This window comes from Roseobacter sp. FCG-D35 (assembly GCF_033436665.1).
Classification (GTDB): domain Bacteria; phylum Pseudomonadota; class Alphaproteobacteria; order Rhodobacterales; family Rhodobacteraceae; genus JAWQFO01.
In genome coordinates this window covers 20,883-43,145 of record NZ_JAWQFO010000008.1, presented here as the reverse complement: position 1 = coordinate 43,145, position 22,263 = coordinate 20,883, and the positions used below count along the sequence as shown (strand labels likewise).

Sequence of the window (22,263 nt, the reverse complement as noted above, 5' to 3'; positions counted from 1 at the left end):
GCACCCCCCTGCCCGCCATGCCACCAATTCGGCCATGAGCACGCATCTCACCAGCCCCGACGGAACCCCGGCGAGCCGCCTCGCCTTCGGCACCATGCAGTTCGGAGGTAATGCCGACGAAGCCGCCTCGCGCGCGATGTTCGAGGCCTGCATCGACGCCGAGATCACCCATTTCGACACCGCCTACGTCTACACCAAGGGCGCATCCGAGACCCTGCTCGGCACCATGATCGGCGCGCAGCGCGAACGGCTGGTGATCGCGACCAAGGCGGCCTATGACGGCGGCGCGGGGCGCGACAACATCCTGCAGTCTTGCGAGGTGTCGCGGCAGCGTCTGCAACTCGACACGCTCGACGTGCTCTACATGCACCGGTTCGATCCGGACACCGACCTGCACGAAAGCCTCGAAACCTTCGCCGAGCTCAAGGCCAAAGGTCACATCCGCTACATCGGCGTGTCGAATTTCGCCGCCTGGCAGGTGATGAAGGCGATCAGGATCGCCGCGGAATACGACCTTTCCATCGACATCATGCAGCCGATGTACAACCTCGTGAAACGCCAGGCCGAGGTGGAAATCCTGCCTATGTGTGCCGACCAGGGCGTCGCCTGCGCGCCCTATTCGCCGCTGGGCGGCGGGCTTCTGACCGGCAAGTATGCGACCGGCGGCAGTGGACGGCTGACCAGCGACGACCGCTACGCCAAGCGCTACGGGCACGACTGGATGCACGAGGCCGCGCAAGGCCTGTCGCAGATCGCGGAAGAGGTGGGCACCGCACCGGAAACGCTGGCGGTCGCCTGGGCCGCAGCCCATCCGGCCGGGCCGACGCCGATCATCTCGGCACGCTCGACCGAACAGCTCGCACCCTCGCTGGCGGCGCTCGACTACGTGCTGCCGGAAGATCTTTACGAAAGGCTTTCGGCGCTCAGCCCGACTCCGCCGCCCGCAACCGACCGGATCGAAGAGCAGGCATGAGCGACATCATCGTCATCGGCGGCGGTATCGCCGGCCTCTCGGCGGCTGCGCGGCTATCGGCGGACGCGAGAGTGACGCTGCTCGAAGCGGAAAAGGCAACAGGCTACCACGCTTCGGGCCGGTCGGCGGCGCTGTTTGAGGAAAATTACGGCAAACCCTCGACCATCGCGCTGAACCGGGCCAGCGCGGATTACCACGCCACCGCCAATGGCGGCTACCTGTCGCCGCGCGGCTTCATGGTGCTCGGGCGCGCCGACGAGCGGGACGCCTTCGAGACGGATCTCGAGACCATGCAGATCCAGCAAATCTCGCCCGCCGAGGCGGTTGCGATGGTGCCGGTGCTCGACCCGGAAAAGGTGGCCTTCGCCGGCTATGACGGTGCGGCGTACGACATCGACACCGACCGGCTGATGCAGGATTTCGCCCGTGACATCCGGGCCGGCGGCGGCGAGGTGCGCACCGGCGCACAGGTCGATGGCATCGCCCGGGATGGCGGCACCTGGCGCGTCAGCTGCGGCGAAGAGAGCTACGCGGCGCCGCTTCTCGTCAATGCCGCGGGTGCCTGGGCCGACGGCATCGCCCGCATGGCGGGCGTTGCTCCGGTGGGCATCGTTCCGCACCGCCGCTCGATGGCACGCATTCCGGCCCCGGGCGATCACGACGTGAAGCAATGGCCAATGTTCTTCGGGACCGGCGAGACCTGGTATGCCAAGCCCGATGCCGGGGCGCTGCTGGTCTCGCCTGCCGACGAGGACGCGGTCGAACCGCACGACGCCTGGCCCGAGGACCTGACCCTGGCGGAGGGACTCGCGCGTTACGAGGAACTGGTCACCGTGCCCGTCACCCGTCTGCTGGCAAGCTGGGCCGGGTTGCGCAGCTTTTCCCCCGATCGTGGGCTGGTGCTGGGGCGTGATGCGACAGTGCCGGAATTCGTCTGGTGCGCCGGGCAGGGCGGCTACGGCTTCCAGTCCGCACCGGCCGCTTCGCAACTTGTGGCCGATCTCGTGATGGGCCGCCCGCCCGAAGTCGACGCCGGCACCGTCGCGGCGCTTGCACCGGGACGGTTCGCATGAGCCGGGCGCTGCCGCCGCAGGCCAGCGTCGCCAACCCGGACCCGTCCGGCAGCGCAAAGCTGCACGCGCCCTCCGCCGACCGCAATGCCGAGCCGATCACGCACCTGCTGCTCAAGCATGCGCCGCGCAGCGGGCGTGCGCTCGAGATCGCGTCGGGCACCGGTCAGCATGTCGTCGCCTTCGCCCGTGCGATGCCCGACATGGTGTTTCAGCCCACCGACCTCGCCGAGGATCGCCTGGCCAGCATCGATGCCTATGTCGCCGAAGCGCGGCTGGGCAATGTCGAACAGGCGCGCCGGCTCGATGCCGCAACACCGAGCTGGGGTCGCAAGGCCGGCGCGTTCGACCTGGTCGTTCTTGTCAACCTGCTGCACCTGATCTCGGGCGCCGAAGCCGAGACCGTTGCGCGCGAGGCCGCCTCGGCGGTCGGTCCGGGCGGCATCCTGCTGGTCTACGGGCCATTCAAGCGTAACGGGCGCCTGACCAGCGAAGGGGACGTGCAGTTCGACGCCGGACTGCGCGCCGCCGATCCGGACATCGGTTACAAGGACGACGCCCTGGTCGAGAAATGGCTGAATTCCGAGGGGCTCTCGGTGGTGCAGGTCGAGATGCCGGCGAACAACCTCGCCATGGTGGCGCAACGCGGCTAAGGGCCGTGGTTCAGGCGTGGAATGGCAGATATTCGACCTCGGTCGCGATCGGGAACTGCGCGCCGGGATAGGCGTCGGGTTCGCTGCGCAGGCACGGATACCGCGCCTCGAGCGCGGTGCGCATCTCGCCGCCCAAAGCCGCGATAGCCGCCTCATCGGGCAGGAAGCTTTCCACCGGCAGACCGTTGGCCATCAGAACGAGGTGACGGTCGAAGACAAGCTGGTAGTAGGTGACGCTTTCACACGACATGTCGACATAGACCGCGTCGCTGGTGCCGGCGATGCGGCGCGCCTCGGTCAGCATCGCGGTCTCGTCGGGTACGCCAAGCAGGCGGAAGCCGGGGATCAGCACCCGGTGGTCGGGGGCCAGCATGAGGTCGCGCTGCGGCATCATTGGTCCGACGGCGCGCGGTTTGAGGCAGATCGGCGCGGTGTCCGGCGTTACCGCCACGCGGCGTCTCCACACCATCTGCACGGGCTCGAGGCCGCTGCGGGTCACGATCAGGTCGCCCGGGCGGATGATCTCGATCCGGCGCAACCCGCAGGGGGTGCGCAGATTGGCCCCTTCAGCGATACCGCCCGTGAAGGTCGGTTGCACCAGTTCGGAGACCGCGAATTTTCCCTGGTAGCTCATCGGCCTTGCCCCGCTTTGCGCCCGTGATCGACTCATCGTCCCGAAACAGTGGGGCGGAAATGGGGAGATTCGATGCCGGATTGTGGCAAGTTGCGCCCGATTTGAACTGCCGGCGCCCCTTTCGGGCGCGCGCCGGCGATACCTGTCAGGGTCAACCGTCCTTGCGGATCGCTTCGTTCTTCGGATCGTAGGGGCTGTCCTCGACCACCTCGGCGTCCCAGAGCGCGTCGAACATGCGGACCTTGAGCCGCGTGCCGGGCGTCGCGCGATCCGGGGTGACGTAGCCCATGCCGATGCTCTTGCCGAAATGCACCGAGTAGCCGCCGGAGGTCAGGCGCCCGACGCGGGTTTCGCCGTCATAAAGCGCCTCGCGGCCCCAGGGATCGGCATCTTCCGGCCCGTCGATCAGAACCGTCACGCACTTGCTGCGCACCCCGGTTTCGACCATCGCATCCTTGCCGTGAAAGTCCTTCTCGAGATCGACAAAACGCGGCAGGTCGGCTTCGAGCGGGGTCGCGTCGCGACCCAGTTCGGTGCCGAAGGCGCGGTAGCTCTTTTCCTGCCGCAGCCAGTTCTGCGCGCGAGCGCCGACCAGTTGCAGCCCATGCTCCGCGCCCGCCGCCATCAGCGCGTCGAAAAGATGATTCTGCATCTCGATGGGGTGGTGCAATTCCCAGCCAAGCTCTCCGGTATAGGCCACGCGGATCGCCCTCACCGGGACCATGCCGAGCTCGATGTCGCGCATGGAAAGCCACGGAAAGCGTTTGTTCGACAGCACCGTGGAGGCGTCGGCATCGCGCACCAGCGATTGCAGCACGTCGCGGGATTTCGGTCCGGCAATCGCGAAGACACCCCATTGGGTCGTCACGTCATGGCAGTCGATCCAGCCGAATGCTTCGCGCTTGTCCCCGATGGCCTTGCGCAGATAGTCGCCGTCGTAGGCCGTCCACGCGCCGGCGGAGACGAGATAGTATTCGTCCTCGGCCAGCCGCACGATGGTGTATTCGGTGCGCGTCGTGCCATGCGAGGTGAGCGCATAGGTCAGGTTGATGCGCCCGACCTTCGGCAGCCGGTTGCAGGTGAACCAGTCGAGAAACTGGGTCGCTCCCGGTCCGCGCACGACATGCTTGGTGAAGGCGGTGGCGTCGATCAGCCCAACGCCTTTGCGGATCGCCTGCGCTTCCTCGACCGCGTATTGCCACCATCCGCCGCGCCGGAAGCTGCGGCCGTCGTGGTCGTCGAAGCCTTCGGGCGCGAAATAGTTCGGCCGCTCCCAGCCGTTGACCTGTCCGAACTGCGCGCCGCGTGCCTTCTGACGGTCGTAGGCAGGCGACGTGCGCAGAGGTCTGCAGGCCGGACGCTCTTCGTCGGGATGATGCAGGATGTAGACGTGCTCGTAGGCTTCCTCGTTCTTGCGCGCCGCGTACTCGGTCGTCATCCAGCCGCCGAACCGCTTGGGATCGAGCGAGGCCATGTCGATCTCGGCCTCCCCCGCGACCATCATCTGCGCCAGGTAGTACCCCGCCCCGCCCGCGGCGGTGATGCCGAAGGAAAAGCCCTCGGCCAGCCACATGTTGCGCAGCCCCGGCGCCGGGCCAATCAGCGGGTTGCCGTCCGGCGTGTAGCAGATCGGGCCGTTGTAATCGTCTTTCAGCCCGACCTCCTCGGAGGACGGAATACGGTGGATCATCGACATGTACTCCTCCTCGATCCGCTCCAGATCAAGCGGGAAGAGGTCGGCCCGGAAGCTTTCGGGAACGTCGTAGAGGAACCGCGCCGGCGCGTTGCGCTCGTAGGGCCCGAGGATCCAGCCGCCGCGTTCCTCGCGCACGTACCACTTGGCGTCCGCGTCGCGCAGCACTGGATGCTGTTCGTTGGTCTTGCGCCATTCGACCAGCGCCGGATCGGGTTCGGTGACTATATACTGATGCTCGACCGGGATGGCGGGCATCTTGATGCCAAGAAGCCGCGCGGTGCGCTGTGCATGGTTGCCGGTCGCGGTCACGACATGCTCGGCGGAGATCACGATCTGTTCGTCTGAGGGTACGAGATTACCGCCCTTCTCGACCATCCTGGTGCAGGTGACGTCCCAGTGATCGCCGGCCCAGGCATAGCCATCGACCTGCCATTTGCGCTCGATGGTGGCGCCATGCTGGCGCGCGCCCTTGGCCATCGCCATCGTCACGTCGGCGGGGTTTATGTAGCCGTCCGTCGGATGGTAGATCGCCCCTTCGAGGTCTTCCGTGCGCAGCAACGGCCAGCGTTCCTTGATCTGCGCCGGGCTCATCCACTCGTAAGGCACGCCGCAGGTCTCGGCGGTCGAGGCATAGAGCATGTACTCGTCCATGCGCGCCTTCGACTGCGCCATGCGCAGGTTGCCGACCACGAAGAACCCGGCGTTGAGCCCGGTCTCCTCTTCCAGCGCCTTGTAAAACTTGATCGAATAGTCGTGGATGTGGGTCGTCGCGTAGGACATGTTGAAATAGGGCAAAAGCCCCGCCGCGTGCCAGGTGCTGCCGCTGGTCAGCTCGTCGCGCTCCAGCAGCATCACATCCTCCCAGCCGGCTTTCGCGAGGTGGTAGGCAATCGAGGTGCCGACAGCGCCGCCGCCCACGACCAGAGCCTTGACTTGGGTTTTCATGACGCGCGCCTTTCCCGGTGACCGAATTGCGCCAGCATTAGCGCCTGCAGTCGAGCCGCGCAAAACTCGCCCGACCAGTCATGGCGGGAAAGCGACATGCGCCTTTCGCGTGGGCTCGGTCAGTCAGGCAGAATCTTTCCCGGGTTCATGATGTTGTCGGGGTCCAGCGCCACCTTGATCGCCGACATGAAACGCGTGGCCGGTCCCAGTTCCTTGACCAGATACGGTTTCTTGCCCTGGCCGATCCCGTGCTCGCCGGTGCAGGTGCCGTCCATCGAGATCGCGAGTTCGTTGAGCCAGCCGACATAGGTTTCCGCGCGCGCGACTTCGTCCGCGTCCTCCATGTCGATCAAGAGGGCCACGTGGAAATTGCCGTCGCCCGCATGTCCCACGATCGGTCCGATCAGGCCCAATTCGTCGAGCTTGTCGCGCGCCTGGCCTACGCACTCGGCAAGCCTTGAGATCGGCACGCAGACGTCGGTCGAGATCCCCATCGTCCCGGGCCGCAACTGCCGGATCGCCCAGTAGGCATCGTGCCGCGCCTTCCAGAGGCGGTTGCGCTCTTCCGGAGTGGTCGCCGCCTGATAGCCGGTGCCGCCGGTCTCCTTGGCGATCTCGCCGAAGGTTTCGGCCTGTTCGACCACGCCCGCTTCCGAGCCGTGGAACTCGAGCAGCAACATGCAGGTCTCGGGCAGATCGAGCTTGGAATAGGCGTTGAACGCCTTGATCGCCAGCGTGTCGACCAGTTCGATCCGGGCCACCGGTACGCCGTACTGGATGACGGCCATCACCGCCTCCGCCGCATCCCGGACCGACGGAAAGGAACATCGCGCCGCACTGATCGCCTCGGGTATGCCCTGCAGGCGCAGCGTCAGTTCGGTGATGATGCCGAGCGTGCCTTCCGCGCCGACCAACAGCCGCGTCAGGTCGTAGCCCGCCGAGGACTTACGCGCGCGCTGGCCGGTTCGGATCACCGTGCCGTCCGGCATCACCGCCTCGAGCGCGATGACGTTGTCCTTCATGGTGCCGTAGCGCACCGCGTTGGTGCCCGAAGCCCGGGTCGCCGCCATCCCGCCGAGCGAGGCATTGGCGCCGGGGTCGATGGGAAAGAACAGACCCTGATCGCGCAGATGGGTGTTGAGATCCTCGCGGGTGACACCGGGCTGAACCCGGCAGTCGAGATCGCCGGCGTTGACGGCGAGCACCTTGTCCATCTGCGTCAGATCGATGCAGACACCGCCCGCCGGCGCGTTGACATGACCCTCGAGCGAGGTGCCGGTGCCATAGGCGATGACCGGCACGCGGTACTCGGCGCAGGTCTTCACGATCTCGGCCACCTCCTCGGTCGAGTCGGGAAAGACCACGGCATCCGGCGCCTGGGTCGGAATCCAGGTGGTGGTGTGGCCATGCTGGTCGCGGATCGCCTGCCCGGTCTGGAACCGGTCGCCAAACCGCTGTTTCAGGATACCCAGGGCCGCGGAAATTCCGTCCTCGTTGCGCGGCAGCGCAAGCGCTTCGATCATGTCATCCTCCCTTCGGGTGGCCGGGGTCAGTCGCCCAGCGCGATCCCCTCGCGGCGCGGGTCCGCACCGCCTTTCAACCCGTCGCCGATGGATATCGCGTGCAGGCCCGAGTTCAAGTCCCGGACGTTCACTTCAAAGCCCATTTCGGCCAGCCCGGTTTCCAGATCCGCGGCCGAGGTGCCTTCTTCCACGTCGTAGGTCCCGAACCGGTTTACCGCGTGCGGCACGGAAACCGCCTGCTGCACATCCATGCCCCAGTCGAGATGCGCGATGATCGCCTCGGCCACGTAGCCGATGATGCGGCTGCCGCCCGGGCTGCCGATGACCAGCACCGGCGCACCGTCGCGGGTCACGATGGTCGGCGACATCGACGAGCGCGGCCGCTTGCCAGGTTCCAGCCGGTTGGCGATGGGACGTCCTTCGTCATGGGTCGAGAAGGAAAAATCGGTGAGCTCGTTGTTGAGCAGGAACCCCCGCACCATCAGGCGCGAGCCGAAGCCGCTTTCGATTGTCGTGGTCAGCGAGACCGCGTTGCCCTGCGCGTCGACGATCGAGACATGCGAGGTCGAGGGAAACTCGATGGCATCGTCATCGCCCCAGAGCATCGCGTGATCAAACTCTGGGTTGCCGGCGCTCACCTCGGGCAGCGCGTCGTCACCGGACAGAAGCTGTCCGCGATCCGACAGGTAGGACGGGTCGACCAGCCCGGCGGTCGGCATCGGAACGTAATCGGAATCGGCCATGTAGCGACCGCGGTCGGCGAAGGCGAGGCGCGAGGCGTCGCCGATCAGGCGGCGGACCTCCAGATCGTCCGGCCCGGCGCCGAGGTCGTAGCTTTCCAGCATCCCCAGGATTTGCCCGACGGTCAGCGCGCCCGACGAGGGCGGACCCATGCCGCAGACCTCGTGCGCGCGGTAGGTAACACAGACCGGCGGGCGTTCCTTGACCTGGTAGATGGCAAGGTCGGTCTCGGACAGCAGCCCGGGGTTCCAGCCCGCGCCCTGCACGGTCGCCACGATATCTGCCGCGATCTCACCGGTGTAGAAGGCCGCAGACCCGCCTTCGGCCATGGCGCGCAACGTGTCGGCGTAGGGTTGGTTGACCAGCGTGTCGCCAGCCACGACCGCCGCACCGTCGGGAATGAAATAGTCCTTGGTGGCACCATGCAGCGACAGCGCCGTCACGTCGCCGTCGACGAGTTGCGCAAGACGCGGCGAGACCGTGAAGCCCGCCTCGGCAAGGTCGATGGCGGGTTGCAGAAGCTCGGGCCAGTCGCGCGTACCCCAGCGTGCCTGCACCGCCTCCATCAGCGCCGGAGTGCCGGGGGTTCCGACCGAACGCCCGCCGACAACGGCGGACATGAAGTCCATCGTCTCGCCACCGTTCTGGAACAGCGTCGGTGTCGCCGCCAGCGGCGCGGTCTCGCGCCCGTCGAGGGTCGTGATCTCGCCCGTCGCGGCATCATACCAGACCAGGAACGCGCCGCCGCCGAGGCCCGAAGACTGCGGCTCCACGAGGCCCAGCATCGCCTGGACGGCAACCAGCGCGTCCGCAGCCGTGCCGCCATTCGCCAGCACGTCTGCGCCGGCCTTGACGGCATGCGGGTTCGCCGCCGCAACCATCCAGGTCGCTGCTTCGACCGGACGACCGGCATCCTTTGCCTCGAAAGCCTCGGTGACCTCGGGCGACAGCGTCTCGAACGCCCCGCTCGTCGCGCCTTCGGGCGCCACCGCATCGGCCGCCTGCTGGGCGTGCGCCATCCCCGCAAGCACCAGGTTCAGAAGAATTGCCGTCTTGCGCATGGTCTCACTCCTTTTGGTCAGCGTCGTGTCAGAGCATCGACGGGATCACCTGGTCCGGAGGCCGGTGCCCGTCGTCGAACGTCTTGATGTTGATGATCACCTTCTCGCCCATCTCGACCCGGCCTTCGACGGTGGCCGAGCCCATATGCGGCAGTAGCACCACGTTGTTCTGCGCCCGCAGCCGCGGGTTGAGCTCGTGCCCGCGTTCGAAGACGTCGAGCCCGGCCCCCGCGATCTCGCCAGCGCGCAACATCCGGGTGAGCGCGTTCTCGTCGATGACCTCGCCGCGCGAGGTGTTCACGATCACGGCTTCGGGCTTCATCAGCTTCAGGCGCCGCGCGTTCATCAGATGGAAAGTCGAAGGCGTCGCCGGGCAATTGATCGACAGGATGTCCATGCGCGCCACCATCTGGTCGAGGCTTTCCCAGTAGGTGGCGGCAAGCTCCTGCTCGGTCTCGCTGCGCAGACGCCGGCGGTTGTGGTAGTGCACCTGCATCCCGAAGGCCGCCGCGCGACGTGCCACCGCCTGCCCGATGCGGCCCATCCCGAGGATGCCCAGGCGCCGCCCGCCGAGCCGCCCGCCCAGAAAGGCGGTCGGAGCCCAGCCCGACCAGTCGCCGGTCTGCATCACGGCAAGCCCCTCGGGCATGCGCCGCACCACGGCGAGGATCAGCGCCATGGTCATGTCGGCGGTATCGTCGGTCAGCACGTCGGGCGTGTTCGAGACCAGTATGCCATGCTGCCGGGCGGTCGCGACGTCAATGTGATCGACCCCTGCGCCGTAGTTCGCGATCAGCTTCAGCCGCCCACCCGCCTGTCCGATCAGCGCGCTGTCGATCTCGTCCGTCACCGTCGGAACCAGCACGTCGGCGGACTTCATCGCCTCGGCCAGTTCGGCACGCGTCATCTTTCCGTCGTCGCTGCGCAACGTGACGTCGAAAAGCTCAGCCAGCCGGGTCTCGACCACCTCCGGCAACCGTCGCGTCACGACAACACTCAGGCGCGGTTTTGGCATGGAAGGCGTCCTCGGTCTTGGCGCATACGGTCCTTGCATGGCATCGTGCCGAATGTGGCGACGAGGCACAAGAACCTCGCGCGGGCAAAAGGGCAAATTCAGGAATTGCAGGTTTCTCCATGATCCGTCGTCTGCTGTGCGTGCTGGCCGCCGGGGTCGCGCTGGCCGGGACCGTCGGGGCCGAGCAGCTTGGCCCCGAGACCAACCTGCCGATGCCGCGCTACGTGTCGCTGAAGGCCACCGAGGGCAACGCCCGGCGCGGACCGTCGCTGACCCACCGCATCGACTGGGTGTTCACGCGCCGCGACATGCCGCTCAGGATCACCGCCGAACACGGCCACTGGCGCCGGGTCGAAGACCGCGACGGACAGGGCGGATGGGTGCATTACTCGCTCCTGTCGGGCCTGCGCACGGTCATCGTCGAGGCCGACATGCTGCCGCTGCACGTGCGTCCGGACGCGAACGCGCCCGTCGAAGCCAAGCTCGAAGCCGGGGTCATCGCGCGGCTGGGCAGTTGCGACGCGCGCTGGTGCCAGCTCCGCTCGGGCGGGTTTCGCGGTTGGGCGGAGAAATCCCGCCTCTGGGGTGTGGCGACGACCGAACTGCGTGACTGATCCCGCCTGACCGGACGTCCGTTTCCGCCCTTCTCACGGACCGCGCGCTTGCCTAGGGTGACCGGGACGAGCCAGCGCGGGAGGGCACCGGCATGAAGGCGATCACTTACGAGAAATTCGGCGCAGCCGCGGACGTTCTGAAGCTGGCCGATATCGACCTGCCCGCGCCCGGTCCGGGCGAAGTCACGGTCGAACTGTCGCGGTCGGGCGTCAACCCGTCCGACACCAAGGCCCGCGCCGGCACCCGGCCCGGTGTCACCGAGCCGCCGTTTCCGGTGATCATCCCGCACAGCGACGGTGCCGGGGTCATCACCGCCATCGGCGAGGGCGTCGAGCCGGGCCGCAAAGGCCAGCGCGTCTGGGTCTGGAACGGGCAATGGCGCCGTGCTTTCGGCACCGCCGCGCAGTCGATCACCCTGCCCGCCGAACAGGCGGTTGCCCTGCCCGAAGGCATCGGCCCCGACACCGGAGCGTCGCTCGGGATCCCTGGTCTGACGGCCTGTCACGCGGTCTTCGGCGGCGGCGAGGTGAAGGACAAGACGTTGCTGATCCAGGGCGGCAGCGGATCGGTGGGCCACCTTGCGGTCCAGCTTGCACACTGGGGCGGCGCGCGGGTCATCGCCACCGCCAGTGCTGCGAACCTCGCCCGCTGCGAGGCCGCCGGAGCCGATGCCGCGCTCGATCACTCCGCCCCCGATCTTGCCGCGCAGATCCTCGAAGCCAATGATGGCGATCCGATAGAGCGCATCGTCGAGGTCGAGTTCGGGCGCAATCTCGCGACCGACGCCGAGGTCATCGCGGAGAACGGCACCATCGCCGCCTACGGCTCGCAGCTCGAAATGGCGCCGACGCTGAACTTCGGCCCGCTGCTTTTCAAGGCCGTCACCATCGACGTGCTGCTGATCTACCTGTTGCCGAAGCAGGCGCGCGATCTCGCCATCGCACGGCTGCACAGTGCCCTCACGCAGGGCGCGCTCGACTGTCCGGTTGCCGAAACCTTCCCGCTTGCCCGCACCGCCGAGGCTCACGAAGCGGTCGAGCGCGGCGCACGCGAGGGTGCGATCCTGGTCGATACCTCCGGCTGAGACAAACCCATGTTCCGTATCCTGCTCCACATGTTTGTCTCGCTATGCCTGCTCTGCGTTCCGGTGGTGGCGGCGGCACAGCAAGACGGCCAGCCCGACACGCCCATCGCCGTCGAGGACAGCGCCGCCCAGGATGCCGCCATCGCCGAGCGCATCCGCCGCATCCTGTCGCAACTCGAAGGCTACGGTCAGGTCAGCGTCGACGTGTCCTCGGGGATCGTGACCTTCGAGGGCACGACGCCCGACGCCGCCACCGCGACGCGGCTCACGGAACTTGCAAGCCGGGTCGAAGGCGTGGTCGCCGTCGAAAACGAAGTCGCCGAATCGACCGATGTCGGCGAACGCCTCAACCCTGCCGTAGACCGCTTCCGTAACCGCATCGCCCAGACCATCGCCTTCCTGCCGCTCCTGCTCATAGCGCTTGGCATTTTTGCCGTCATTGTGTTTCTCGGCCTCTTCATCGCGCGGCTGCGCGCGCCATGGGACCGTCTCGCCCCGAACGCCTTCATCGCAGAAATCTACCGCCAGATCGTGCGTCTCGCCTTCGTGCTCGCCGGGATTGTCGTCGCCCTCGACGTCCTCGATGCGACGGCGCTGCTGTCGACTTTCCTCGGTGCCGCCGGCCTCGTCGGTCTCGCGATCGGTTTTGCGGTCCGCGACACGGTCGAGAACTTCATTGCCTCGGTCATGCTGTCGATCCGCCAACCCTTCGAGCCCAACGACACGGTCGAGATCGAGGGCGATGTCGGCAAGGTGATCCGGCTGACCAGCCGGGCGACGATCCTGCTGAGCTTCGACGGCAACCACGTGCGCATTCCCAACGCGACGGTCTTCAAGAGCCGGATCATCAACTACACCCGCAATGCCGAGATCCGGTTCGTCTTCGACGTCGGCGTGGCGCCCGACACAGATCTCGCCGCCGCCGTGACGCTGGCCGACACAACGCTGTCTGGGCTGCCGTTCGTACTGGCCCATCCCGAGGTCTCGGTCTGGGTCGAGGAGGCGGGCGACAGCACGATCCTGCTGCGTTGCACTGGCTGGATCGACCAGCGCGACAGCAACCTGCAGCTCGCCCGCGGCGAGGCCATCCGCCAGACACTCGCGGCCTTCGGTGCGGCGGGTATCGTGATGCCCGAACCCGGCCTGCGGGTGCTGGGCATCGCGTCCGGTTCCAAGGACGCTCCCGTGCGCGCCGAACCTGCTATGTCGGCCCCGGACGCGCCTTCGAGCGCTCCGCCCGCGGGCGCGCCACAGAAGGTAGCTGCGCGCGCAGACCGCCATCTCGAGACGATCATCAACGAAGAACGCGCCCGGACCGCCGGCGAGGACCTTCTCGACCAGCAAGCCCCCAAGGAGTAATCACGCGGCGTCCGGCAGCGACTTTTTGGAAAATCCGCCCTTGCACCCCGCGCGCCACCGGCTTAATTAGCGCCTCACGTTGGGGTGTAGCCAAGCGGTAAGGCAGCGGTTTTTGGTACCGTGTACCGTAGGTTCGAATCCTACCACCCCAGCCATCTTTCCATGCAGGACCATAACTCTCAGGCGCTCGGCCCTCGATTTTCGGTGTGGTGTCACGGCGGGTCGAAACTCTGTCACAGGGCGGACACGACTGGCCCGTTGCAAGGCTCGATGTTGGGTTCCTGCCCGATACGTTGAAGGGCGAAGGGTCTTCCCGCGTGAAGGCTTTCCGTCAACCGGAGAAAGGAGCCGTTGCCGCGCTTGCCTTTACGACCGGCCCCCGGACGCCCCTGCAAAAATGCTTGTCGCGGCATAAAATGCGCTGACAAGGATCACGGGTAGCCAGATAGGGAGAACTGGGTCTTATCGGCGCAGGCCACACGATGCGGACATATCTCCGCAGAGCCAATGGGGCGCTGCCTACTGCACCAGGACACGCATCGGGATCGAGAGTTCGCACAGCAGACCGACCGGTCGCCAGGTCCGCGACCAGGAGCCCAGCAACTGCCCGGCGACGGTCTCCTCGATCAGCCTGGTTCCGAAGCCCGCGGTCGCATCCGCGCCCGGACCTGTTGGTGCGCCGACCTCGCTCCAAACCAGGTGCAGCGTGTCCTCGGGTCCGCGATCGAGCGACCATGTGACCTCGACGACACCTTTGTCGACCGAGAGCGCGCCGTACTTCACCGCATTGGTGACCAGTTCGTGCACCACAAGTGCGAGGCTGGTCGACGGGCGGGCGTTGAGATGGACGTCCGGACCGTCGATCTTCACCTGTTGATTGGTTCCGCCGTGCGGCCTGAGCACCGCCTCGACGAGCTGGCGGAGCGTCGCCGCGTCGGCCAGATCCGGCTGGCCGACAATTGCCGGCTGGATGATCTCATGCGCACTGGCGAGGGCCTGGATCCGGCCGCTCAGGGCTGTGCTCATCTCTGCCGGTGTCTCCGAGGACCGCGCGGTCAGGTTGATCATGCCCAGGGTGATCGCGAACAGGTTTTTGACCCGATGGTTGAGTTCCTTGGTGAGAAGTGCGTTCTGCAGTTCCGCCGACCGTCTCTTGGTGACATCCCGCGCCGTTCCCACGACCCGCACCGGCACACCTTCGACGAAGGTCGTCTTTCCATCGAGATGCAGCCAGCGCACCTCGCCGGTCTCGGGGTGGACGATACGGAACTCCGCCTCGTGCCGCCCGGTTCCGGCGGGGTCAAGTGCTGCTTCGCGCGCAGCAGCTTCCTCCGCCTTGTCGCTGGGATGCACACGCGCCACGGCGCGGGGGTACGGGTCCTGCTCCTGCGGATCGATCCACCAGAGTTCGTACATGCCCGGGTCCCACGCGGCGATTTCCGTCCGCGGGTCGAAATCGAAACTGCCCAGTTGTCCGGCGCGCAGCGCCAGTTGAAGGCGTTCTTCGGCCTGCGCCCTGATATCCTCGGCCGCCGTTCGTTTCTTGAGTTCCGCCCGCAGCGCGATCTCGCTTTCCACGCCGACCCGGATGCTTTCGAGGATTTCGCGATCGTAGTCCGACCAGTTGCGCGGCTCGACGTCGATGGCGCAGAACGATCCGAGCACGTGGCCGTCGCCGTCATGAACCGGCACGCCGAGGTAGGCCACGACGCCCAGATCTGGCACAGCGAGGTTCCGGCTCAGCACCGGGTCCGTGCGTGCGTCTCGGACGATCAGCGGCGCGTCTGCTGCGACGACATACTGGCAAAAGGAGTGGCTGAGCGGCGTGCCCCTGTCGGACGCAGCCTGACCGGTAAGCCCGATCTGCGCCTTGAAGAACTGACGCCGGTCGTCGACGAAGGACAAAAGACCGACCGGCGTGCCCAAAACCTGCGTCGCGAGTTTGACCGCGCGATCGAAAACAGCTTCCGGCGGGCTGTCGAGCAAGGAGGACGTCAGCAGGGCTTCGAGGCGGTCACGGTTCGTCATCGTTTCGGAAGGGTCGGGCAAGTTTTGCACGGCTTGCGGTATCTTCGTCTCCCTGGTCGCACCGAACTTTCACGCGAAGGGACGACCGTTTGTCAAAAGTGACCTCGCTACAGGCCCTCGGCACCCCAATAGGCTGGCCGCGTAGACCCGCGGACCGATACCGGAGCCTTGTGCAGCATAGGCCGCCTTGCGAGATGTTCCACGCGAGCCGCAAAAAGTCTCGAAATGACGTTGCGGCATTCAACCGCGGCGGGCGGGTCTGTCGCGCCAGCGTAGCACATCGAGGGGATCGGCGGGGTCTTAATCTGCGCTGACACCGCTTGCAGCCGCAGCTCACCCGTCCGATTTGTCTTTCTTGTCTTTACCATCGTCGCGCCCTTCCGGTGAGTCAGCGGCCTTCAGGTCGCGCACGAAGGAACGGGCCGAGGCTTCGTCGCCCATGGTGCCCATATCGTCCGTCTGCGCACCGCCTTTCCGTGCCGCCGCAGGACCATCTTGCTCTCCGGCGCCATTGCGAGGTCTCTTGTTACTCTCTGGTTTTTCTGTGCGCTTCGAGCGATCGGTCATTTTCCCTCCCACTGGACTTTTTCTGCCTTGATCGAAAAACCGTCAGCCGCCCCCAGTGGTTCCGAAAATCGCGTTGCGGATCGCCGCTAAAGCCCGGTTTCGATGCGCACCCGCGCGGACGGAACCTCGCTTGCGTCCAGCACATCGCGGCCGGCAGGCAGGTCCAGCGACCGGACCTCGGCGTCGGGCAGGACCGCAACGGCCACATGCACCGCTGTTGAATTGTCCCGGCGCGTGAACGCGCAGACGCCGGCCGGTGCTTCGATAGCTTGGTAGCCGCCGTTCAGAAACAGCGCCGCGTGTTCGCGCCGCAGCCCGAGAAGGCGCCGTGTCAGATGAAACTTCTGTACGTCGAGAGGGCGCTTGAAACCAGCCTCACCGGACAGGGCTTTCCGCAGTTCGTCGAAATCGACCTCGCGCCGGTTGTCCGGGTCCGTGAGCGCATAGCTGGCAAGTTCGCACCCCTGGTAGATGTCCGGAATGCCGGGGATCGTGAGCTTCAGAACCAACTGCGCGACCGACAGGCGGTCCGCCGTCTGTAAGATGTGGCCAACCTCGGGCGCATGGCGCGGGAAGTGCTCGGCAAGGCGTCGCAGGAAGGATTGCGCGGCCGCCTCAAGCTCGAGATCGGGCGCGGTCCAGAAGGTCTCGGACTTGGCCTCCCGCAGCGCTTTGACGATATGGTTGGCCAGGCGCGCGCCCATGTCGCCGTCGCCCTGATCGAGCGCGAGAAAGGACTGCGCCGCGTACCAGACGAGGTTGGGGTTCAGCGCCTCCGGCGCGAAGCCCGCGCAGATCCGGAACCAGTCGTGGAAATCCTGCGGCGCATGGGTGACGGCCGCGATCCGCATACGGGCATCCTCGCTGCGTTTGGTGTCGTGCGAGGAAGTCAGCGTCAGCCCATGCGGCATGTCGCGGACGCGGCGCTGCATCGCGCGATGGAACCCGTCGACGCCCAGCGCGTCGTCGTCGAGTTCACTGCCGACCTCGTTCAGCGCCAGAAGCCGGACCTCGCGGTAGAACGCGGTATCCTCCTGGCTTTTCGCGACCGCCGCGCCGGTGACCTGCTGCATCCTCACGCGGAAGGCTGCGGTATCCGCGTCCGAGCGCGTCAGGACCTCGGCCAGAAACGGCAGCGCACCCGGCGTCGGCTGGCGTGACGCCGCGCGCTCCGCGGTCCGGCGGATGGTGCGCGCGTCACCCTCCGAAACATCGTCCTTGGTGCTGTAGGTCCGGTATTGCGGGAAGGCCGAGATATAGGCGATCAGCGCGGTACGGAGCGCCTCCGGCCCCCATTCGACGCCGCGCGGGTCGAATTGCGCGATGCGTGCAAATTCGGTCTGCAGCGTCCAGAGTTCGGCGGCAAGGTCGTGGGTCATGATCTGCCGGCGTGCGCGGTCCATCACGTCCGCGACCGGTTCGGTCCGCCCCGTGGCGGCGCGGTAGTCCTCCTCGACAGCCTCCAGCCCCGCACCGTCGGTCAGAAGCCGCGCCAGCGCGCGGGCTGCGACATACCCGGTGGTTCCCTCCACCGGCCAGTCCGGCGGCAGCGTCTCGCGGCCAGACAGGATCTTTTCGATCCAGATCGGGGTCTCGCCGAGACGCGCCTTCAGCCGGTCAAGATAGGCGCCCGGATCGGCCAGACCGTCGATGTGGTCGATGCGGACACCGTCGACGACGCCATCATCGACGAGATCGAACAGCAGCCGATGCACGTCCTCGAACACAGCCTCGTCCTCGACCCGCACGCCGATCAGCCCGGTGACGTTGAAAAAGCGCCGATGGGTGATCGCATCCGCCTCTGTCCGCCAGGCCGCGAGACGCCAGGGCTGATCATCGTGCAGGCGCCGCAGCGCCGCGGGGTCGCCGTCGCGGGCGGCGTCGAGCGCCGAAGACCGGGCGAGCGGGATGCGCAGGCCGTCACCCACGGTCAGGACCGGGCCGTCCGCGGCGTCTGCAACGCCGAGGATCCCGGACGCAAGAACATCCTCGAAAGGCTGTTCCAGCCAAGGCAGGCGCAGCCGGACGGCCGCGAGATCGGTGTCGAAGTGTCGGGCGTAGGGGCTTTCGGCGCCGTGCCGCAGCACGTCGCGCAGCCACGGAGTCTCGACGGAAAACGCCAGGTGGTTCGGCACGATATCGAGAATGAGACCCAGCCCTTCGGCCTTCAGCGCGGCCGACAGGCGCTTGAGGCCTTCCAGTCCGCCGAGCACGGGGTCGATCTCGGCCGGGTCGGTGATGTCGTACCCGTGTGTCGACCCGGTCGAGGCGCTGAAAAGCGGCGATGAGTAGAGGTGGCTGATGCCGAGCCCGGCGAGATAAGGCACAAGACCTTCCGCCGCCGCGAAATCGACCCCGTTGCGGAACTGCAGGCGGTAGCAGGCTGACGGCAACCGGGTCATGACGCTTTCTCCAAGTCTATCCAGACTTCCGAGACGGGGATCTGCCCCTCCCCTGCCCCGGCGCGGATGAGCAACTGACCGGAGCCCGGCTGCACCGGATCAGGCGCGTTCTCGGCAAGGCGCGCCCTGAGCTGCAGTCGCGCGTCGCCAAGCCGCCAATCGACGGCGACGGCTCCGGCCTCGGCCTGCAGAACCGTCCCGGCGTTGGGACCTGCGTCAGGGATATGCGGCACGACGTGTCGCGCCCGAAGCGCGAGCAGGTCCTGGATGAACGCTATACGCTCTTGTCCCGGGGATTTGGCGGCTTCCGACCAGTCGAGGCGCGATGCCTCGAAGGTGCTCCGCGCCACCGGGTCCGGAATGTGCGAAGTCCCGCCTGACGCAAAGGCGGAGAACTCCGCGAATTCACGCCGCCGCCCCTCGGTCACGGCTTGCCCGAGGTCGCCGTCATAGTCGGCAAAGAACAGGAATGGCGTCACGGCCGCGAATTCTTCGCCCATGAATATCAGCGGGACATGCGGCGACAGCAGGAGCGCGGCGGTCAGTGCCTCGAGCATGTCGGCCGAGGTAAGCGCCGACAGCCGCTCACCGAAGGCCCGGTTGCCGACCTGGTCATGATTTTGCAGAAAATCGACGAAGACGTCGGGCGGCAGGTGCGCCGAGACCTCGCCCCGCGGACGGCCGTCCACCAGGGTCGGCTCGCCCTGGTAGGCGTAGCCCTCGGCCAGCGCGCGCGAATAGAGCCGCCAGGGGTCCTGCGCAAAGTCGGCATAGTAGCCTTCGGACTCGTCGGTTGCGATCACATGGGCCGCGTTGTGCAGATCGTCGTTCCATTCCGCCGTATGCCGGGTTACGCGGCATCGGTCACGTTCGTGCAGGTGGGTGACGTTGCGGTTGTCCTCGGTCATCGTGTGCACGTGCCGGTCCGGCAGAACCGCCCGGATCTCGGCGATCAGTTCCAGAAGAAACTCGGTTTCGGAATGCGGGTCGCGCACGTGATCGATGGCATCGAGCCGCAGCCCATCGAACCCGTATTCGACCAGCCAACAGAGCGCGTTCTCGGTGAAGAACCGCCGCACCGGAGCCCTGTCGTAGGCAATTGCCTGGCCCCACGGGGTCTGCCGCTTGGGGTCGAAGAAGTCCGGAGCGTAGACCGACAGGTAGTTCCCGTCAGGTCCGAAGTGATTGTAGACCACGTCGAGAAACACCATCAGCCCGCGCGCCTGAGCGGCTTGCACCAGCGCGCGCAGATCCTCCGGCGACCCGTAGGCGCCGTGGACGGCATAAGGCAGCACGACATCATAGCCCCAGCCCCGATCGCCCGGAAACGCACCGACAGGCATGATCTCGATCGCGGTGAAGCCGCAGGCGGCCACGTGGTCGAGACGGTCGATGGCGGCGCGGAAAGTGCCGGCGTCTGTGAACGTGCCGACATGCAGCTCGTAGATCACCGCTTCGTGCCAGGCCCGTCCGGCCCAGCCTTCCCGCGGATCGCTGCCCGGCGGGGCAACGAGGACCGACATGTCGTGGACACCGCCAGACTGGCGGCGTGCGGCCGGGTCGGGAACAATCATGCCGTCGGGCAGCACGAAACCGTAAGCATCGCCCTCTGCCGCGCCGCATTCGCATTCGAACCATCCCTGTCCGACCCTGACCATCGGGTGGTCCCTGCCCGGAAGGCGCAAGGACACCTTCGCTGCCCCCGGAGCCCACAACCGGAACCGCCACGCGTTCTCGCCCACCGGTCGGGCGCCCCAATTGTACTCGGGCGCCTTCCAGGCAGTCACGTCAATCATCCGCCGGCGCTTTCAGCAGGATCAGCGAGCGCGGCATCGTCACGACCTCGCGCGCGCTCTCGACATGCGGGCTGTCGGGATCGGCGAGGCCAGTCTGCGTGTCGACAAGCCGCTGCCAGGGGCGCTCGATAGGTTCGGGTAGCATGAAGGCCACCTCGGTCTCCGAGGCATTCAGGACCAGGTAAAGGTCCGTCCCCTTGCGGTGCATCAGCAGCCCGACCGCACGCGCATTCGGATCGTTCCAGTTGCCCGGTTCCATCGACCGGCCATCGGGACGCATCCAAGCGGCGCGCCGGTTGACCCGGACGTCGGGACCCGAGTGGAGGTAGCGATCCGCGGCGAAAAGGTCGAAACTCTTGCGCACTGCGATCAGCCCGGCCACGAAGGTCTCGAACTCCGCGTCGTCCGACGCCTCCCACGGAAACCAGTTCATCTCGCCCGGCTGGCAGTAGGAGTTGTTGTTGCCGTCCTGGCTGCGGCCTCGCTCGTCGCCCATCAGGATCATGGGCGTGCCTTGGCTCAGCAGGAGCGTGGCCATCATGTTGCGCCGTTGCCGGGTTCGCAATTCGCGGATCTCGAGATCGTCCGTTGGCCCTTCGACCCCGCAATTCCAGCTCAGGTTATGCGAATGTCCATCCTTGTTGTCCTCGCCATTCGCCGCGTTGTGCTTTTCGTTGTAGGACACGAGGTCCATCAGCGTGAACCCGTCATGCGCGGTGATGAAATTGACGCTCGACCACGGGCGACGCCCGGCGTGGCTGAAGGTCTCGGACGACCCCAGCATGCGCGCTGCAAGCGTACCCAGAGTGCCGCCGTCGCCGCGCCAGTAGCCGCGCACGGTGTCGCGGTACTGATCGTTCCACTCCGCCCAGCCCGGCGGGAAATTCCCGACCTGGTAGCCCCCCGCACCAGTGTCCCAGGGTTCGGCGATCAGCTTGACGCCCTTGAGCACCGGGTCCTGGCGCACCGCCTCGAGAAACACGGCGTGTTCGGAATAGTGGTCGCGGTCCCGCCCGAGTGTCGTGGCGAGGTCGAAGCGGAAGCCGTCGACGTGGCACTCTTCGACCCAGTAGCGCAGAGAATCCATCACCATCTGAAGCACGCGCGAATTCTTGAGGTTCAAAGAATTGCCGCACCCGGTGGTGTCGAAGTAGTAACGCGGATCGTCGGCCAACGTGTAGTAGCTCGCGTTGTCGATCCCGCGGAAGCTGATCGTCGGGCCGAGTTCGGAGCCCTCGGCCGTATGGTTGTAGACGACGTCGAGGATGACCTCGATCCCGGCCTCGTGCAGACGACGGACCATCAGCTTGAACTCGTGGTGGCTGCCGCCCGCCGTGAGGTAGCGCTGCGCGGGCGCAAAGAAGCCGATGGTGGAATAGCCCCACCAGTTGACCAGGCCCTTTTCGGTCAGATGCCCTTCGTCGTAGAACGCCTGCACCGGCAGAAGCTCGACCGATGTCACGCCGAGCTTCACGAAATGGTCGATCACGCGCGGGTCCGCCAGACCCTCGAAGGTGCCACGCATCGGCGGCTCCATGTCGCCAAGGCCTTCGGTCATGCCGCTGACATGCGCCTCGTAAATGATCGTCCGGCTCCACGGGACCTCGGGGCGGATGTCGCTGCCCCAAGTGTAGGCCGGATCGGCGACCACGCATTTGGGCATCACGAAAGCGCTGTCGCGCCGGTCGAAGGACAGGTCGCCGCTCTGATGGCCGACCTTGTATCCGAAGATCGCCGGATGCCACCGCATGGTGCCATGATGCTGGACCGCGTAAGGGTCGAGCAGCAGCTTGTTGGAATTAAACCGATGACCGGCCTCGGGCGCGTAGGGCCCGTGGACCCGGTAGCCGTAAAGCTGACCGGGCCGGACATCGGTCAGATAGCCGTGCCAGACCTGGTGTGTGAACTCCGGCAATTCGATCCGCTCGATCTCGCGCCGGCCGCGTGCGTCGAAAAGGCACAGCTCGACCTTTTCGGCATGGGCGGAGAACAGGGCGAAGTTCGTCCCGGACCCGTCCCATGTGGCGCCAAGTTCGACATGCGACCCGGATTGCAGCCTGCGGCCGACGACTGCAGGGGCCTTCGTAACGTTTGCGTCCAT

At 66.5% G+C, this 22,263-nt stretch carries 16 protein-coding genes and 1 tRNA gene; 7 read left to right on the top strand and 10 right to left on the bottom strand.

Going from position 1 to position 22,263, the window contains the following annotated elements; translation table 11 throughout:
* The first annotated feature begins 34 nt into the window (after positions 1–34).
* Genes R5H30_RS17355 through R5H30_RS17345 form a run of 3 tightly spaced genes read left to right on the top strand, consistent with a single transcriptional unit; the run spans position 35 to position 2,696 of the window.
* On the top strand, positions 35–973 hold the full coding sequence (locus R5H30_RS17355) for an aldo/keto reductase (protein WP_318329836.1): 939 nt from the start codon (positions 35–37) through the stop codon (positions 971–973).
* On the top strand, positions 970–2,046 hold the full coding sequence (locus R5H30_RS17350) for an NAD(P)/FAD-dependent oxidoreductase (RefSeq protein WP_318329835.1): 1,077 nt from the start codon (positions 970–972) through the stop codon (positions 2,044–2,046). The genes R5H30_RS17355 and R5H30_RS17350 overlap by 4 nt, the downstream gene beginning before the upstream one ends.
* Complete coding sequence (locus R5H30_RS17345; protein ID WP_318329834.1) at positions 2,043–2,696, top strand: DUF938 domain-containing protein; 654 nt, start codon at positions 2,043–2,045, stop codon at positions 2,694–2,696. Before R5H30_RS17350 ends, R5H30_RS17345 begins: the two co-directional genes overlap by 4 nt.
* Before the next feature lie 10 nt (positions 2,697–2,706).
* Here the strand turns inward: R5H30_RS17345 and R5H30_RS17340 are convergent, their stop codons facing one another.
* From R5H30_RS17340 to R5H30_RS17320, 5 genes are all read right to left on the bottom strand, one after another.
* A complete protein-coding gene (locus tag R5H30_RS17340; RefSeq protein ID WP_318329832.1) occupies positions 2,707–3,330 on the bottom strand; it encodes a Hint domain-containing protein in 624 nt (207 codons plus the stop codon).
* Between the two features lie 151 nt (positions 3,331–3,481).
* On the bottom strand, positions 3,482–5,971 hold the full coding sequence (locus R5H30_RS17335) for a GcvT family protein (protein WP_318329831.1): 2,490 nt from the start codon (positions 5,969–5,971) through the stop codon (positions 3,482–3,484).
* 119 nt (positions 5,972–6,090) lie between these two features.
* Positions 6,091–7,494 (bottom strand): FAD-binding oxidoreductase, encoded by a 1,404-nt coding sequence (locus R5H30_RS17330; protein WP_318329830.1) that lies wholly within the window; start codon positions 7,492–7,494, stop codon positions 6,091–6,093.
* 26 nt (positions 7,495–7,520) lie between these two features.
* On the bottom strand, positions 7,521–9,296 hold the full coding sequence (gene ggt, locus R5H30_RS17325) for a gamma-glutamyltransferase (protein WP_318329829.1): 1,776 nt from the start codon (positions 9,294–9,296) through the stop codon (positions 7,521–7,523).
* A 28-nt stretch (positions 9,297–9,324) separates the two neighbouring features.
* The gene (locus R5H30_RS17320) at positions 9,325–10,311 is read right to left on the bottom strand and encodes a 2-hydroxyacid dehydrogenase (RefSeq protein WP_318329828.1); all 987 of its coding nucleotides are present in this window, start codon (positions 10,309–10,311) and stop codon (positions 9,325–9,327) included.
* A 119-nt stretch (positions 10,312–10,430) separates the two neighbouring features.
* Here R5H30_RS17320 and R5H30_RS17315 point away from each other — a divergent pair, with 119 nt between their 5' ends.
* From R5H30_RS17315 to R5H30_RS17300, 4 genes are all read left to right on the top strand, one after another.
* Positions 10,431–10,925, top strand: coding sequence for an SH3 domain-containing protein (locus R5H30_RS17315; RefSeq protein WP_318329827.1), 495 nt, complete (start codon positions 10,431–10,433; stop codon positions 10,923–10,925).
* A gap of 92 nt (positions 10,926–11,017) precedes the next feature.
* Positions 11,018–12,010, top strand: a complete 993-nt coding sequence (locus R5H30_RS17310) for an NADPH:quinone reductase (protein WP_318329826.1) — start codon at positions 11,018–11,020, stop codon at positions 12,008–12,010.
* A 30-nt stretch (positions 12,011–12,040) separates the two neighbouring features.
* On the top strand, positions 12,041–13,369 hold the full coding sequence (locus tag R5H30_RS17305; protein ID WP_318329825.1) for a mechanosensitive ion channel domain-containing protein: 1,329 nt from the start codon (positions 12,041–12,043) through the stop codon (positions 13,367–13,369).
* Between the two features lie 80 nt (positions 13,370–13,449).
* Positions 13,450–13,524 (top strand) — tRNA-Gln (locus R5H30_RS17300).
* Between the two features lie 364 nt (positions 13,525–13,888).
* Here the strand turns inward: R5H30_RS17300 and R5H30_RS17295 are convergent.
* From R5H30_RS17295 to glgX, 5 genes are all read right to left on the bottom strand, one after another.
* On the bottom strand, positions 13,889–15,397 hold the full coding sequence (locus R5H30_RS17295) for a sensor histidine kinase (RefSeq protein ID WP_318329824.1): 1,509 nt from the start codon (positions 15,395–15,397) through the stop codon (positions 13,889–13,891).
* 333 nt (positions 15,398–15,730) lie between these two features.
* The gene (locus R5H30_RS17290; protein WP_318329823.1) at positions 15,731–15,964 is read right to left on the bottom strand and encodes a hypothetical protein; all 234 of its coding nucleotides are present in this window, start codon (positions 15,962–15,964) and stop codon (positions 15,731–15,733) included.
* Positions 15,965–16,050: 86 nt separating this feature from the next.
* A complete protein-coding gene (treY, locus tag R5H30_RS17285) occupies positions 16,051–18,366 on the bottom strand; it encodes a malto-oligosyltrehalose synthase (protein WP_318329822.1) in 2,316 nt (771 codons plus the stop codon).
* Positions 18,363–20,162, bottom strand: a complete 1,800-nt coding sequence (treZ, locus tag R5H30_RS17280; protein ID WP_318329821.1) for a malto-oligosyltrehalose trehalohydrolase — start codon at positions 20,160–20,162, stop codon at positions 18,363–18,365. The genes treY and treZ overlap by 4 nt, the downstream gene beginning before the upstream one ends.
* Positions 20,155–22,263 carry a glycogen debranching protein GlgX gene (gene glgX, locus R5H30_RS17275; protein WP_318329820.1) on the bottom strand — a complete coding sequence of 703 codons (2,109 nt, stop codon included), beginning with the start codon at positions 22,261–22,263 and terminating at the stop codon, positions 20,155–20,157. Before glgX ends, treZ begins: the two co-directional genes overlap by 8 nt.

Coding starts and splice junctions, on each gene's coding strand:
- R5H30_RS17295 (WP_318329824.1), bottom strand. CDS start 15,397: ATGACGAACCGTGACCGCCTCGAAGCCCTGCTGACGTCCTCCTTGCTC.
- treZ (WP_318329821.1), bottom strand. CDS start 20,162: ATGATTGACGTGACTGCCTGGAAGGCGCCCGAGTACAATTGGGGCGCC.
- R5H30_RS17305 (WP_318329825.1), top strand. CDS start 12,041: ATGTTTGTCTCGCTATGCCTGCTCTGCGTTCCGGTGGTGGCGGCGGCA.
- R5H30_RS17345 (WP_318329834.1), top strand. CDS start 2,043: ATGAGCCGGGCGCTGCCGCCGCAGGCCAGCGTCGCCAACCCGGACCCG.
- R5H30_RS17310 (WP_318329826.1), top strand. CDS start 11,018: ATGAAGGCGATCACTTACGAGAAATTCGGCGCAGCCGCGGACGTTCTG.
- R5H30_RS17340 (WP_318329832.1), bottom strand. CDS start 3,330: ATGAGCTACCAGGGAAAATTCGCGGTCTCCGAACTGGTGCAACCGACC.
- R5H30_RS17335 (WP_318329831.1), bottom strand. CDS start 5,971: ATGAAAACCCAAGTCAAGGCTCTGGTCGTGGGCGGCGGCGCTGTCGGC.
- R5H30_RS17315 (WP_318329827.1), top strand. CDS start 10,431: ATGATCCGTCGTCTGCTGTGCGTGCTGGCCGCCGGGGTCGCGCTGGCC.
- R5H30_RS17320 (WP_318329828.1), bottom strand. CDS start 10,311: ATGCCAAAACCGCGCCTGAGTGTTGTCGTGACGCGACGGTTGCCGGAG.
- R5H30_RS17350 (WP_318329835.1), top strand. CDS start 970: ATGAGCGACATCATCGTCATCGGCGGCGGTATCGCCGGCCTCTCGGCG.
- glgX (WP_318329820.1), bottom strand. CDS start 22,263: ATGGACGCAAACGTTACGAAGGCCCCTGCAGTCGTCGGCCGCAGGCTG.
- R5H30_RS17355 (WP_318329836.1), top strand. CDS start 35: ATGAGCACGCATCTCACCAGCCCCGACGGAACCCCGGCGAGCCGCCTC.
- R5H30_RS17330 (WP_318329830.1), bottom strand. CDS start 7,494: ATGATCGAAGCGCTTGCGCTGCCGCGCAACGAGGACGGAATTTCCGCG.
- ggt (WP_318329829.1), bottom strand. CDS start 9,296: ATGCGCAAGACGGCAATTCTTCTGAACCTGGTGCTTGCGGGGATGGCG.
- treY (WP_318329822.1), bottom strand. CDS start 18,366: ATGACCCGGTTGCCGTCAGCCTGCTACCGCCTGCAGTTCCGCAACGGG.
- R5H30_RS17290 (WP_318329823.1), bottom strand. CDS start 15,964: ATGACCGATCGCTCGAAGCGCACAGAAAAACCAGAGAGTAACAAGAGA.